12 protein-coding genes are annotated in these 13860 nt (G+C 63.4%); 5 read left to right on the top strand and 7 right to left on the bottom strand.

Features of this window, described 5'->3' with window-relative positions; translation table 11 throughout:
- Positions 1-17 precede the first annotated feature (17 nt).
- Entirely contained in the window at positions 18-1127 is a 1110-nt protein-coding gene (locus NKH89_RS17015; protein WP_352515636.1) for a carbohydrate kinase, read from the top strand.
- A gap of 10 nt (positions 1128-1137) precedes the next feature.
- The gene (locus NKH89_RS17010; RefSeq protein WP_352909450.1) at positions 1138-2067 is read left to right on the top strand and encodes a pseudouridine-5'-phosphate glycosidase; all 930 of its coding nucleotides are present in this window, start codon (positions 1138-1140) and stop codon (positions 2065-2067) included.
- Positions 2068-2102: 35 nt separating this feature from the next.
- Here the strand turns inward: NKH89_RS17010 and NKH89_RS17005 are convergent, their stop codons facing one another.
- The 7 genes from NKH89_RS17005 to NKH89_RS16975 form a co-directional block, all read right to left on the bottom strand.
- Complete coding sequence (locus tag NKH89_RS17005) at positions 2103-3518, bottom strand: FAD-binding oxidoreductase (RefSeq protein WP_352493960.1); 1416 nt, start codon at positions 3516-3518, stop codon at positions 2103-2105.
- Between the two features lie 82 nt (positions 3519-3600).
- Complete coding sequence (locus tag NKH89_RS17000; protein ID WP_352909382.1) at positions 3601-4881, bottom strand: amylo-alpha-1,6-glucosidase; 1281 nt, start codon at positions 4879-4881, stop codon at positions 3601-3603.
- A 38-nt stretch (positions 4882-4919) separates the two neighbouring features.
- Positions 4920-5960 carry an ABC transporter ATP-binding protein gene (locus NKH89_RS16995; RefSeq protein WP_352482714.1) on the bottom strand — a complete coding sequence of 347 codons (1041 nt, stop codon included), beginning with the start codon at positions 5958-5960 and terminating at the stop codon, positions 4920-4922.
- A gap of 21 nt (positions 5961-5981) precedes the next feature.
- The gene (locus tag NKH89_RS16990) at positions 5982-6821 is read right to left on the bottom strand and encodes a carbohydrate ABC transporter permease (protein WP_352493961.1); all 840 of its coding nucleotides are present in this window, start codon (positions 6819-6821) and stop codon (positions 5982-5984) included.
- Positions 6818-7663 (bottom strand): carbohydrate ABC transporter permease, encoded by an 846-nt coding sequence (locus NKH89_RS16985; RefSeq protein WP_023716719.1) that lies wholly within the window; start codon positions 7661-7663, stop codon positions 6818-6820. The genes NKH89_RS16990 and NKH89_RS16985 overlap by 4 nt, the downstream gene beginning before the upstream one ends.
- 76 nt (positions 7664-7739) lie before the next feature.
- Positions 7740-9008: an ABC transporter substrate-binding protein gene (locus NKH89_RS16980; RefSeq protein ID WP_352845855.1), complete on the bottom strand. Its 1269-nt coding sequence runs from the start codon at positions 9006-9008 to the stop codon at positions 7740-7742.
- Positions 9009-9046: 38 nt separating this feature from the next.
- Entirely contained in the window at positions 9047-10090 is a 1044-nt protein-coding gene (locus NKH89_RS16975; protein WP_352909380.1) for a LacI family DNA-binding transcriptional regulator, read from the bottom strand.
- A gap of 228 nt (positions 10091-10318) precedes the next feature.
- On the opposite strand from NKH89_RS16975, the gene NKH89_RS16970 reads away from it, so the two are divergent.
- The 3 genes from NKH89_RS16970 (at position 10319) to NKH89_RS16960 (ending at position 13860) form a co-directional block, all read left to right on the top strand.
- A complete protein-coding gene (locus tag NKH89_RS16970) occupies positions 10319-11293 on the top strand; it encodes a sugar-binding transcriptional regulator (protein ID WP_023716722.1) in 975 nt (324 codons plus the stop codon).
- Positions 11294-11337: 44 nt separating this feature from the next.
- The gene (locus tag NKH89_RS16965) at positions 11338-12783 is read left to right on the top strand and encodes an ABC transporter substrate-binding protein (protein ID WP_023716723.1); all 1446 of its coding nucleotides are present in this window, start codon (positions 11338-11340) and stop codon (positions 12781-12783) included.
- A gap of 153 nt (positions 12784-12936) precedes the next feature.
- The gene (locus NKH89_RS16960; protein WP_023716724.1) at positions 12937-13860 is read left to right on the top strand and encodes a carbohydrate ABC transporter permease; all 924 of its coding nucleotides are present in this window, start codon (positions 12937-12939) and stop codon (positions 13858-13860) included.

Below are 13860 nucleotides of genomic sequence, written 5' to 3'. Positions count from 1 at the left end.
GACGGCCGGGCGGGACAATGGACGACCTTGGAGCACAGGAACAAGCGGTTCTCGACCTCATTGCGGCGAACCCGTTCGCCGGCCAGCAGGACATAGCAACGGCGCTCGGCATCGCCCGCTCGACGGTCGCGGCCCACATCGTGCAACTCGTCAACAAGGGCTATATTCTCGGCCGTGGTTACGTCTTGCCGACGTCCAAGCGCATGGTCTGCGTCGGCGGCGCGGTGCTCGACCGCAAATACCACGCCAAGAAGGATCTGATTTTCGAGACGTCGAACCCGGTCGACGGTTATCGCAGCTTCGGAGGGGTCGCCCGCAACGTAGCCGAAAACCTTGCCCGCCTCGGCGTCGACATAAGCTTCGTCTCGATCGTCGGCGACGATGAAACCGGCCGCTCGCTGGTGCGGCACCTGCGCGATCTTGGCGCCGATGTCAGCCAGGTCATCACCACCACGGAACGGCCGACGGCGGAATATGCCGCCATCCTCGACCGCAACAATGATCTGGTGCTCGGCATTGCCGACATGGAGATCTTCGATCTGTTTTCGTCGTCCTATCTCGACCGCTTCTGGCCGCATCTGGCTTCGGCGACATGGGTGTTCATCGACTGCAATCTGCCGGCTTCGACCATCGCAGCACTGATCTCGCGCAAGCAGGGCGCGCGCTTCAAGCTCGCCGTCGACACAGTCTCGTCGCCGAAATCAGCGCGCCTGCCTAAGGATCTGACCGGCATCGACCTTCTGTTCACCAACCATGACGAGGCCAATACGATGCTCGGCATGACGGATGCCGACAAGCGGCTAACGCCGAAGGAAGCAGCAGCAGCGCTGCGCGCGGCCGGCGCCAGCACGGTGATCGTAACCGCAGGCGCGCATGGATTTGCCGTTGCGACCGAGAGCGGTGTTACGACGATGCGCTCCGTCCCGGCGCAGGCCGTCGACATCACCGGCGCCGGTGACGCGATGATCGCTGGCACTTTGTACAAGGTGCTTTCGGATGATCCGGTAGCTCATGCCGTCCGCACCGGCGCACTGCTCGCCACGCTGACCACGGAGAGCGAATCCAGCGTCCACCCCGATCTATCGCCGCGCTTCCTTGCCGCCGGCATGTACCGCATTCCTGCCTGAAAGCGAGATGATGAAACCTTCCCTTGTCCACCTGAACGATGAAGTCGCTACCGCGCTTGATGAAGGCCGCGCGGTGGTGGCACTGGAATCGACGATCATCACCCACGGCATGCCCTATCCGGCCAATCTGGAGACGGCCCGCGACGTCGAAACCGTGGTACGCGAGAACGGCGCCGTGCCCGCCACGATCGCAGTGGTCGCCGGCAAGATCAAGGTTGGCCTCGACGACCGTGAACTGGAAGAGTTGGCAGCGGCAAAGGGCGTGGTCAAGGCTTCCGGGCGCGATCTCGCCGCCATCATGGTGCACGGCGGCTCGGCCGGAACCACCGTCTCGGCGACGATGCGGATCGCGGCACTCGCCGGCATCGGCATTTTTGCGACCGGCGGCGTCGGCGGCGTGCATCGCGGCGCCGAAGCGACTTTCGACATCTCGGCCGACCTGACCGAACTCAGCCAAACCGGCACGACTGTCGTCTGCGCCGGAGTCAAGTCGATCCTCGATATTGCGAAGACGCTGGAATATCTGGAAACCCAGCGTGTGCCGGTGATCGCCTATGGGAGTGATGATTTTCCGGCTTTCTACACCCGCTCCAGCGGGCTCAAGGCCGATCATCGCCTCGATACCCCCGACGAGATCGCGCGAGCCATGCTGCTGCATGACGAGATGGAATCCGGCACCGGCATTCTCGTCGCCAACCCTATCCCCGAAGCGGACGCGCTCGATCCGGCATTCATCGACGGCACGATCGCAGCGGCGGTAGCCGAAGCGGAGCAGCGCGGCATCGGGCGCAAGGAACTGACGCCGTTTCTGCTCGCCCGCATCAACGAGCTTTCGCAAGGCCGCAGCCTGAAGGCCAACATCGCGCTGGTCCGCAACAACGCCGCGCTCGCCGCCCGCATCGCGGTGGTGCATGCGAAATTGAAAGGCGTGACCAGATAGAGGCAGCACCCGGCCAGCGCTACCGGCCTTCGATTTCAGCCCGTCGCAAGGTCGAAGATGCGCCCGGCATTGAGGATGTTGTTCGGGTCGAAGGCTGCTTTCAGGCGCCGCATGGCCGCAATCTCTGCATCGCTGCGCACCAGATGCAGCCACTCCTTCTTGTCAAGGCCGATGCCATGTTCGGCCGAAACGCCGCCGCCGGCGGCGGCCACACCGCGGTAGACGGTGCCGTATGCGGCTGCCGGATCCACCGTGCGGATCTGGTAATGCAGATTGCCATCGCCGAGATGGCCGAAGACGTAGATGTCGGCGCCGGGGTCGACGGCCTTGATGGCGGCTTCTGTTTCGTCCAGGAAAGTCGCCATTCTCGCCAGTGGGATGCTGATATCGACGCCAATCAGGCCTGCCATCGAAAACAGGAAACGGTTGGCCTCCTCCCGCACCGCCCAGAGCGCCCGGAATTCGCGCGGCGATTGCGAGACGACCACGTCGTCGATCACGCCCTCCTCGACCGCCTGCATCAGCGTCGCGGCAAAGCGTTCGCCGTCGCGGTCGGGCTCGCTGCCCTGTATCTCGGCAAGCACATAGACGGGCGAGCCCGCGGGCAGCGGCGCCGGCGCGTCCATGCCGGCGATCATGGCGCCATAGAGCGGGGCGAAATTCACCTCATAGGCCGAGAGCGAGGGCCCGAGTTTCTGCCTGAGCAGCGCCAGCAGCGCGATTGCAGCGTCGAGCGAAGCAAGCGCGCAGAAGGCGTTGATCTCGGTGGCCGGCTTCGGGTGCAGCCGCAGGCATGCGCGGGTGACCACGCCGAGCGTGCCCTCACTGCCGATGAACAATTGGCTGAGGTCATAGCCGGAATTGTCCTTCGCCAAACCCTTGAGCGAGGTCAGGATGCCGCCGTCGGCAAGCACCGCTTCCAGGCCAAGCACCTGCGCCCGGTACATGCCGTAGCGCAGCACGCGGATGCCGCCGGCATTGGTGGCGACATTACCGCCGACGGTCGCCGCGCCGCGCGCTCCGATGTCGACGCCGAACAGCAAGCCGGCCGCATCGGCGGCTTCCTGCACCGTTTGCAGCGGCGCGCCGGCCTCGGCGATGATGGTCGCCGCTTCACGGTCGAGGGCTTCAACGGAAGTCATACACTCCAGCGACAGCACCGCTTCGCCGGGTTGGACGCGAGCGCCGCCGGCGAGCCCGGTCCGGCCACCCTGGATGACAAGCCTCTGTCCGGCCTCGTTGCACAGGCGAAGTATGTCCGACACCTCGCCGGCCGTACGTGGACGCAGCACGAACTCCGGCGATACGCCGGCTTTGCCGTCGGGGTCTTCCCTGTAACGCGGCCCGGCCTCATCGGCCGAAACGATCGCCGACCGGTCCAGCCGCTTCTCCAGCCGCGACAGGAGTTCGCCGGTCAGTGGGGACAGAGCGCTCACGGATGGTGTCGTCATGCGCCGCTCCTGTAACAGGCAGACGATAGACACGGACTGCTGTTTGTCAAACCCACGCGGGACTGCCAGTCGTGGCCGGCCTTCAGACTCGACCCTTCAAAAACTCGATCACCATTGCCGCGGTCCAGGTGAAACGGTTACCGCCGAGCGGCTCGCCGCTGAGGGGATCGTAATATTCGGCAAAGCCGCTCTCGGCGATCAGGTCGAGACTGGACTGGGTGATCCGTTGTGCGATTTGGCTGTGGCCGGCGGCGGCAAGGCCATTAGCGATCATGTAGTTGACCACCAGCCAGACCGGGCCGCGCCAGTAGCGCTTGGCGTCGAAGCGCGCATCGCCAGGATCGTGCGAGGGGACGATGTAACGCGCTTTGCCGGCGATGCGCTCGATCGTTGCGGCGATGGCCGCTGCCCGGCTTTCCGGAATAGCCGAAAACACCGGCAGAATGCCGCCGACCGACGCGCTGTCAACGTGCTTTCCGGCCACTCGGTCGAAACAAATGTACTGGCTATGTGTGTCGCTCCACAGCCGTTCCATCGTTGAAAGCCCGTTTTCGGCACGGGCGCGGTTGGCTTTTGCCATTTCGGTTTCGCCAAGTGCCTCGGCGAGATCGGCAAGATCGGCGGCGGAACGGATCAGAATGGCATTGAAGCCGGGATCGACGACCTGGAACGGCGAGGCATCGTGCAGCCTGGCATTATCCCAGCCAAGCCCGCGGAAATGCTGCAGCAGCCAGATATAGCGGTCATACTGTGCCTTGGTTGGACGATGCGCCGGATCGGCGTGCAGGATGTCGCGGCGGGTGTAGGGCTCGACGCCTTCGGTCGGCACGTGCTCAAACGCCTCGTCCCAGTCGATCGAGTTGTCGCGACCGGACTCCCATGGGTGGATTATGGCGACCAGCCCTTCGCCGTTCGGGTCGCGGTTTTCGTAGAACCAGCGGTGCCAGGCATCGATTTTCGGCAGCAACACCCGGGCACGCTCGGCCGCCAGCGTCTTGTCCTTGGCCTGGTCAAACAAGCGGCGCACGGCAAAGCCGGCGACCGCCGGCTGGGTGATGCCCGAGGTGGCGGTCGGGCGGTCCGTCCGCCAGACCTCCGGTCCCGGGAAATAGCCGTCGCTCCAGACATGGAAGACGATGTGCGGTACCATGCCGTCCGGCCACTGGTGGGCGAACAGCGTATCGATCTCGGTCCAGGCTCGAGCCTCATCGTAGTGGGCAAGACCGAGCGCGGTCAGGCAGGAATCCCAGTTCCACTGGAACGGGTAGAGGCCCTTGGTCGGTATGGTGTAGGTGCCTTGGTCGTTTTCCCTGAGCACCTCTACGGCGCGGGCGATGGTTTCGTCGACAGCAAGAGATATCATGGGGGCGGTCGTACTTTCAGGATCGAAGGGCGTTTGGATCAAAGCGCGTTGGTGGTTTCGGGGTCGAACCAGCGGATGCGGTCGGGTTTGGGCAAGAGCCGCAGGTGATCGCCGACGGCGACCGTGGCATTCGATTCGAGGATGGCGCGGAACAGGCCGCCCTCGACATCGCAGGTGACCAGCGTGTGCGGTCCGAGCGGCTCGACAACGCGCACGGTGGCGTGCAGCCCTTCGGTGCCGGTGTCGACATCCTCGGGGCGAATGGCGAATTCTATCGTCTGCTTGTCCGATTTGGGGCCGGGCAGCGTCAGCCCGGCGACGGTCCAGCTGCCGTCTGCCGCCTTCGTCGCCAGGATGAAATTCATCGGCGGGTTGCCGATGAAGGAGCCGACGAAGCGTGCGGCCGGATTGCGATAGACCTCTACCGGCGAGGCGGCCTGGACGATATGGCCCTGATGCATGACGGCGATGCGGTCGGCGAGGCTCATCGCCTCGACCTGATCGTGAGTGACATAGATGGTGGTGGTCTTGGACGCGGCGAGCACGCCCTTGAGCTCGGCGCGCATTTCGAGCCGCAGCAGCGCATCGAGGTTCGACAGCGGCTCGTCCATCAGGATCACGTCCGGCTCCATCGCAAGTGCCCGAGCGACTGCCACGCGCTGGCGCTGGCCGCCGGAAAGCTGGCCCGAATAGCGCTTCAAAAGCTGCTCGATGTGCATGAGCTCCGCGGTGCGGTTGACGCGCCCCTCGACCTCCTGCTGCGGCAGCTTCTTCATGCGCAGGCCGAAGGCGATGTTCTCGAACACGGTCAGGTGCGGAAACACGGCGTAATTCTGGAACACCATGGCGATGCCGCGTTCGCGCGGCGGCAGATGGTCGACGCGACGGCCGCCGATCCAGACCTCGCCCTGGCTTGGCGTTTCCAGCCCGGCGACCATCCTCAGCAGCGTGGTCTTGCCGCAACCCGAGGCGCCAAGCAGCACCATGAATTCCTGGTCGGCGATGGTCAGGTCGATCGAATGCAGCGCGGTGAAGCCACCAAAACGTTTTGCGACCTGCTTGATGGCGATCTCAGCCATCGGCGTTCTCTTTTGTGCGCGTCATCGGTTGGCGATCCCCCACATGGCGAACAGATATTTGCGAACGGCGAAGATGAAGATCAGCGCCGGGATGACCAGTGCCGCGCCACCGGCGAATTTGAGGTAGAGCGGCGATTCGCCGAGGCTCTGCAGCAGGAAGGCGGTCAGCGTCCGGTTCTCGATGGTGAGCACGGCGGCGGCAAACACTTCGTTCCAGGAGATGGTGAAGGCAAATACCGCCGACGCCGCGATGCCCGGCAGCGCCAGCGGTAGAATGATTTTTCGGAATGCCTGCAATCTCGTGCAGCCGAGCGTCCAGGCCGCTTCCTCCAGCTCGACTGGAATGCCGGAGAAGAGCGAGAACGTGATCAGCACCGCGAATGGCAGCGCCAGCGTGGTGTGGACCAGCGCCAGCCCGATCGCGGTGTCGTCGAGGCCGGTGCGGATGAACATCACCGCCAGCGGTAGCGCCAGCAGCGGCAGTGGGAAGGCGCGGGTCATCAGCACGAGGAAACGGAACGTTTCCTTGCCCGGGAATTCGAAGCGCGACAGCGCGTAGCCCGCGGGTGCGCCGAAGCCGATCGAGAGGAGCATCGTCAGCGTGGCGACGAGAACGGAGTTCCACAGCGCCCTGGCGACGCCGGCGAAATTGATGAAGAAAGAAAGGCTGCCGAAATCGAATGACGGGAAGAAGCGCTTGGGAAAGGCGGTCACCTCTTCCGGCGACGACAGCGCGTTGACGATCAACAGATAGATCGGCAGCAGCACCCAGATGCAAAGCAGGATGACGGTGGCGACCAGCAACCAGTTGCCGGCTTTGCGGGCCTCAGGCGCGGCGATCGACAGCTCCACCGTGCTCATATCCGCGCCTCCTTCGGCACACGCAGCACCCGCAGGAAGAACAGCGTGAAACCGATCGATATGGCGAGGATGAACAGCGCCATGGCGGCGGCGACATTGCGGTCCTGCAGCGTGAACTGCCAATTGTAGGTCTCGCCCATCAGCACCGGCAGATTGGTGCCGCCGAGTGCTGCAACCACCGCAAAGACCTCAAAGGCAAGGATGACGCGCAGGATGATCGCCGTCTGCAGGCTGGGGCGCAGCAGAGGCAGCGTGATCTTGATGAAGCGCTTCCACGGACTAGCGCCAAAAACCTCCGCCGCCTCGTAATATTCCCGGGGGATGAGCCCCATGCCGGCGACCAGAATGACCATCATGATGGCGGTCGCACGCCAGATCTCGGCCAGCGCCACGGCGATGAAGATCGTCAGCTTGCTCTGGTAGCCGAGGAACATGACCGGCCTGTCGATGACGCCGAGATTGGAGAGCAAGGTGTTGAGGAAGCCGGACTGGTCGAAGATGGCGAGCCAGATCAGCCCAGCGGCGAGATCGGAGATGCCGAGCGGAATAGCGAAGATATAAAGCGCTGCGCTGCGCCCGGCCGCAAGTCGCGACACCATCGTTGCCATCAGCAGCGCCATGACCAGCTGGATGGGCACGACGACGGCGCTGAGAAGCAGCGTGTTGCGAACCGTGACCGGAAATTTCCAGCTGCTGGTCATGGTGCGGAAATTGTCGAGCGTAAAGCCGCCGTCGCGGGTGAACGCCTCGAAGGCGACCAGCGCAAACGGATAGAGGAAGAAGACGCAAAGGAACAGCGTCGCCGGCGTCAGCAGCAGATAGGGCAGGGCCTTGCCGTGCATGGAGTGCTCTCTATTCGAAGCTTCAAAAGGGGTGGGCGCCCGGCGCGCTGGAAATCCGGACGCCCGGGGAGGATTCTTAATCGACGGGACAGGCGCCTTGCGATGGTTTGTCGGGCGCCCAGCACGGCGCTTTCGCCTGGTCGATGATCGCCTTCAGCGCCGTCGCCTGTTCGTCGAGCACGCCGTGCACATCCTCGCCGCCGAGCACGATGCGCTCGAAGCTGTCGGTGTAGATCTGATTGAACTTGCCGCCGAGGCCGCCAAGTCCCATCGGCAGCAGCGCCGGCAGCGCATCCGGGGCTCCGGTCATGGTGGCGATCACTGGGCTGAAGGCCTTCACCGAGGCCGGCATGTCGTCGGGCAGCTTGACGTCGACGATGGGGAAGAAGTTTGTCGCCTTGAGCGTCGCGATCTGGGTTTCCGGTTTCAGCATATAGGCGACCAGTGCCTTGGCCTTGTCCATGTCGGGCGAGGTCTTCGGGATAGCGACGCCGGCGACCACCGGCATGTAGCCGCGGCCTGCCGGGCCGGCCGGCGCCGGGAAGGCGACGAAGTCATCGGGTTTCTGGTTGAAGGCGTCGGCGAGGCGCGCCACGTGATCGAATGCCACCCAGACTTCGCCGGTCAACAGCGGCTCCTGCATGAAGGCATAGTTGGTCGAATTCGGGTTGGTGTATTGCCACAATTCCTTGAACTTGTTCCACGCCGTCTCGGCCTCCGCCGAGCGGAACTTGGTCACCATCGAGCCGGTATACGATGGAAGGAGAAAACCCTCGAAGAAACGGTGCTTCAGCCCTTTCGGGCCGGCCGGAAAACCGAATTTGGGCGAACCGGTCTTTTCAGCGATGTTTTTCGCCCACTCGATCAGTTGGTCATAAGTGATGGTGTTGAGATCGGTGCCGGCCGGCAGATATTGCAGCGCCTGCTTGCTGGCCGCCATCAGAAAGGTGGCCTGCATCCATGGCAGGTACTTCTGCTCGCCGGTGCCGAGCATGCCGAGCTTCTTGTAGGTCTCGTTGACCTTGACGCCACCGAGATCGACGCCAGAGAGATCGACAAGGTCCGCGCCGACGGTGGAGAAGTCTCCGTGCAGGCCGCCGAGCACGCCTATGGTGCCGGAGCCGGCCTGCAGTTCGGCCTGAAGGCGGGTGAGCCAGGGCCCGTCCTCGGCGACCTGATAGTCGACCTGGCCGTCAAACCCCTTCAGCACTTCGCTGCGCATCTTCTGTGTCTCTTCCACTGGTCGCGCCTGTGTCGACCAGAACAACACCTGCTGGGCTTGCGCTGCGCCGGCAGCGAGCGACAGCGCCAGCACGGCGCCGGCCAATATCCGCAAAGCATTCATCGTCATCTTCCTCCCTGGGTTGCGCCGCGAAGCGGGCGTCAGTTCTGTCTTGTGGGTGCTGGGCCATGGCTTGCCCGCGAGACAAGTGTCGGCCGGACCAGCCGCGTCAGTGGCGCGTCCGGCCTGTTGCCGATGACGGTCAGCAGCATCTCGCCGATCTCGCGCGCGCACTGGCGGATCGAGGCGTCGAAAGTGGTTAGCCCCGGCGGCGCATAGGCTGAGGCGGCTATGTTGTCGAAGCCGATCACCGAAAGGTCGCGAGGAATGGCAAGGCCGGCTCGGGCAGCCTCTTCCATCACCGTCAGCGCCAGCTCGTCGAACAGCGCGACAATGGCCGTCGGCCGCTCGGCGGCATGCAGCAGCCGGTTGATGGCCCGGATGCGGGCACCGCGGTCGAAGCGCGGCGCCGTCGCCACCTCGAGCCTGACCGACGGATCGCCCCGGCGGGCGATCGCGGCAGCGAGCCCATCCTGCCTAAGATGGCGAAACGTCATCGGCTCGGAAATCGTCAACAGGCCGAAATGGCGGTGTCCGAGATCGTACAGCATGTCGAAGGCCTCGCCGAATGCGTGCGCGCCATCGGTATCGAGCCAATGATAGGCAAAGTCACCGTCGAGCAGCCGGCCATGCGCGACGAACGGAAAATTGCGTTGACGCAGGTAGGCAAGCCGCTCGTCGACCTCGGCGATGCGGGTGACGACGACCCCATCGGCGCGTCCGGATTCGACAACATGGCGAAGCACGGAAAGTTCCGACTGGCCCTGCGCCGCTGCGGCCAGGATCAGGTCGGAGCCGTGCGAAACCAACCCTTCGCCGAGCCCGGTGACGAATTCGCCGAGGAAGGAATCGACCAGATTGGGGCCACGGATCGGCAGCACCATGCCGACAAAACCGCTGCGGCCGGAGACTAGCGTGCGGGCTGCCGTGTTCGGCACATAGCCGGCCTGGCGCGCGGCCTCGGTGACACGTTGGCGCGTTTTCAATGCGATCTGCTCGTGGCCGGCAAGGGCGCGCGAAACGGTGGTGATCGACAGGCCGAGCTGTGCGGCTAGTTCCTTGAGGGTGGTAACGCGGGCCGGCATCGTTCCTCTCGAACGAAGTTTGAAACGTTTGTAATCAGGTCCAAGCGAAATTGCAAACGTTTTAAATGCGCGCGATCGGTGTTGTTTCTTGCCCGTTGGTTCGCGCGGCCCTGTTCGGCCCCGGGCCGGCAAGCTTCCGGACGGAGATTTAAACGCAGCGGTTGCTTGACTCGGACGGCGCCTTGTGAAAAATTTTACAGCAACTGATAAAAATATCAAAGGGCGGAAATGGTTGGTTTTGGCAACGGCCTGCTGCGCGACGATGAGACCGGGATGGCAGCCCGCGCTGCCTGGCTTCACTATGCCGGCGGCCTGACCCAGTCGGAAGTCGCCAAGCGGCTCGGCCTGACCAGCCTCAAGGCGCACCGCCTCATCACCAAGGCCAATCAGGAGGGCCTGGTCAAAGTCTATATCGATGGCGAAGTCTCAGAATGCGTGGAACTCGAGGACGAGTTATCCGGCCGTTACGGCCTCGACTATTGCGAGGTGGTCCCGGACTTCGATGCCGAAGACCTGCCGCTCAAGGCGCTCGGCATTGCCGGCGCGCAGTTTCTCAAGCGCGAGATCGAACGCGGCGAGGAGGCGCTGATAGGCGTCGGCCACGGCCGCACGCTTGCCGCCTGCGTCGAATATCTGCCGCGCATATCGGCCGGCAGGATCCGTTTCGTTTCGCTGCTCGGCGGCCTGACGCGCAAGTTCTCCGCCAATCCGCATGACGTCATCCACCGCGTCGCCGAACGGACCGGCGCGGAGGCCTATGTGATGCCGGTGCCGATGTTCGCCAACACGGTCGAGGATCGAACGGTGCTGCTCGGGCAGAAGGGCGTCAGCGATGTCTTCGACCTCGCCAAGACCGCCGACTTGCTCATTGCCGGCATCGGCACCGCCGAGCGTGAGGCCTCGCTTGTCGCCACCGGCATGATCGAAAAGGGCGAGATGGAGGAGATCCGCCGCAACGGCGGCGTCGGCGAACTGCTCGGCCATTTCTTCGACGATGCCGGAAAGGCCGTCGCGACGACGCTTTCCGACCGGGCGCTGGCACTGGCGCGCGAAGACATCAGCAACCGCAGGATTGTCGCCGTCGCCGGCGGCAAGGTGAAGGTTCGCGCCATCAAGTCAGTGCTGGAGGGCCGCTATCTCAAAGGCCTGATAACCGACGAGCGGACGGCGCGATCGCTCGTGGAACAGACGCCGGTCGGGTAGCCGGCAACCATTTCGTTGAAACTACCCTGTGGAGGAGAAGAGAAATGCATGAGAAAGAGAAAGACCTCATCGACGCGTTCCTGCGTGGACAAGTCGGCCGCCGTGGGCTGATCAAGGGCCTCGGTGCAATGGGCCTTGCCGCCAGCACCGCCGGTACACTGCTCAATTTCGGGCAGACCCGCGCCCTGGCAGCTGATTTCGACTGGCAGGCGCATAAGGGCAAGACCATCAAGCTGCTGCTCAACAAGCATCCGTACGCCGATGCGATGATTGCCAACCTCGACAACTTCAAGAAGCTGACCGGCATGGAAGTCGTCTATGACGTGTTCCCCGAAGACGTCTATTTCGACAAGGTTACCGCCGCGCTGTCGGCCAGCTCGCCCGAATACGATGCCTTCATGACCGGCGCCTACATGACTTGGACCTACGGCCCGGCCGGCTGGATCACCGATCTCAACGAATGGATCAAGGATCCGGCCAAGACCAACCCGAAATATGCCTGGGACGACTTCCTGCCCGGCGTCAAGAATTCTTGCGCCTGGAACGGCCAGCCGGGCGGCGCGCTCGGTTCGGAAGACGCCAAGCAATGGTGCATTCCGTGGGGCTTCGAGCAGAACAACATCACCTACAACAAGGGCATGTTCGACAAGGTCGGCGTCAGCGTTCCCGGCAATATGGATGAAATGGTCGCTACGGCGGCGAAGCTTACCAAGGATGTTGGTGGCGGCGTCTACGGCATCGGCGTGCGTGGCTCGCGCTCCTGGGCGACCATCCACCCGGGGTTCCTGTCGGCTTATGCCAATTTCGACCAGAAGGACCTGAACGTCTCGGCTGATGGCAAGCTGTCGGCCGCGATGAGCACCGCCGAATCCAAGGCTTTCCACAAGCAGTGGGTGCAGATGATCCAGGAGAGCGGCCCCAAGGACTGGTCGACCTACACCTGGTATCAGGTCGGCACCGATCTCGGTGCAGGCGCTTCGGCGATGATTTTCGACGCCGATATCCTCGGCTACTTCATGAATGGCGGCGACAACAAGATGGCCGGCAAGCTCGCCTTCTCGGCGTTCAAGGCCAATCCCGCCGCCAAGGCACCGACGCCCAATATCTGGATCTGGTCGCTGTCGATGTCCAACTTCTCCAAGGACAAGGACGCCACCTGGTACTTCATGCAATGGGCATCCGGACCCGAGCATGCATTGTTCGGTGCGACCAAGATGGACTTCGTCAATCCGGTGCGTCAGTCGGTCTGGAACGACGAGATGTTCCGCGAGAAGCTGAACAAGAGCTATCCGGGCTATGTCGAGATGTTCGACGTCTCGGCGCCGGGCGCCAGCATCAAGTTCACACCGCAGCCGCTGTTCTTCGATCTCACCACCGAATGGGCGGCGACGCTGCAGAAGATGGTGGCCAAGGAAGTGCCGGTCGACGAAGGCCTCGACAAGTTGGCCGAGAGCATCAACAGCCAGCTCAAGGAAGCCGGGCTCGGCTAAAGCCGCGGCCAAGGCTGGCCCGTCCGCGGGTCAGCCTTTGAGATGTGATACGTTTGCGACGCGGTGCCGAGCGGTACCGCCTGCTCGCCCGACCGGCCGCCTTGCTCCCTTGGGCGGCCGGGACGGCGAAGCAACAGAATGACGGAGCAGCAGATGACTGCGGCGACAATACAAAGAAACAGGCCGTCGGGCTTCAGGATCAGCAAGCGGGTGCTGCCCTATCTCCTTAGCTTGCCGGCCTTGCTGGTCTGCATCGGCATCCTGATCCCGTTCTTCACATCGGTGGTCTATTCTTTCCAGCGCTACCGATTGAGCCAGCCTTGGGCGCGGCAATTCAACTGGGGCGACAACTATATCTCGTTCTTCACCGACCCGAAGTTCTGGAACACGCTGCAGGTGTCGCTGCTCTACGCCGGCATCACCGTCGTGCTCGAGTTGCTTCTCGGTCTCGGCATCGCCATGCTGCTGCAAAAGCGCTCGACGCTGAACAACTTCATCTCGATCATGCTGTTGATGCCGCTGATGACGGCGCCAGCGCTCGCCGCGCTGATGTGGAAGCTGATGACCAATCCCGGCTTTGGCGTGCTCAGCTATCTCGCCAGCCTGATCGGGCTGCAGGATTTCCGCTGGGCCTCGTCGCCCTCGACGGCACTGCTCACCGTCGTGCTTGTCGACATCTGGGTCTACACGCCCTTCATCATGATCCTGCTGCTTGCCGGTCTGCGCAGCCTGCCGACGCAGCCCTTCGAGGCGGCAGCACTTGACGGCGTGCCGCGCAGCTTCGTGTTCTTCCGCATCACCCTGCCGATGCTAACCCCCTATATCCTGACGGCGACATTGTTCCGCCTGCTCGATTCCATCCAGCAGTTCGACATCATCTACGCCATGACCCAGGGTGGTCCGGGCGACACGCTGACCGTGTTCCAGGTCGAGGCCTATCTCAACTTCTTCCAGTCGACCAATGTCGGCCGCTCGGCGGCGCTGATGATCATCCTGTGGGCGATCACCTATTTCCTCTCGAACATCTTCATCAAGAACTGGCTGCGGCTGCGCGAACGCGCCCGCGGCCAGGCATAG

The organism is Mesorhizobium sp. M0923 (assembly GCF_040319365.1).
Classification (GTDB): Bacteria; Pseudomonadota; Alphaproteobacteria; order Rhizobiales; family Rhizobiaceae; genus Mesorhizobium.
Note: the sequence above shows the minus strand (reverse complement) of the source record. Positions and strands in the feature narration are given on the sequence as shown.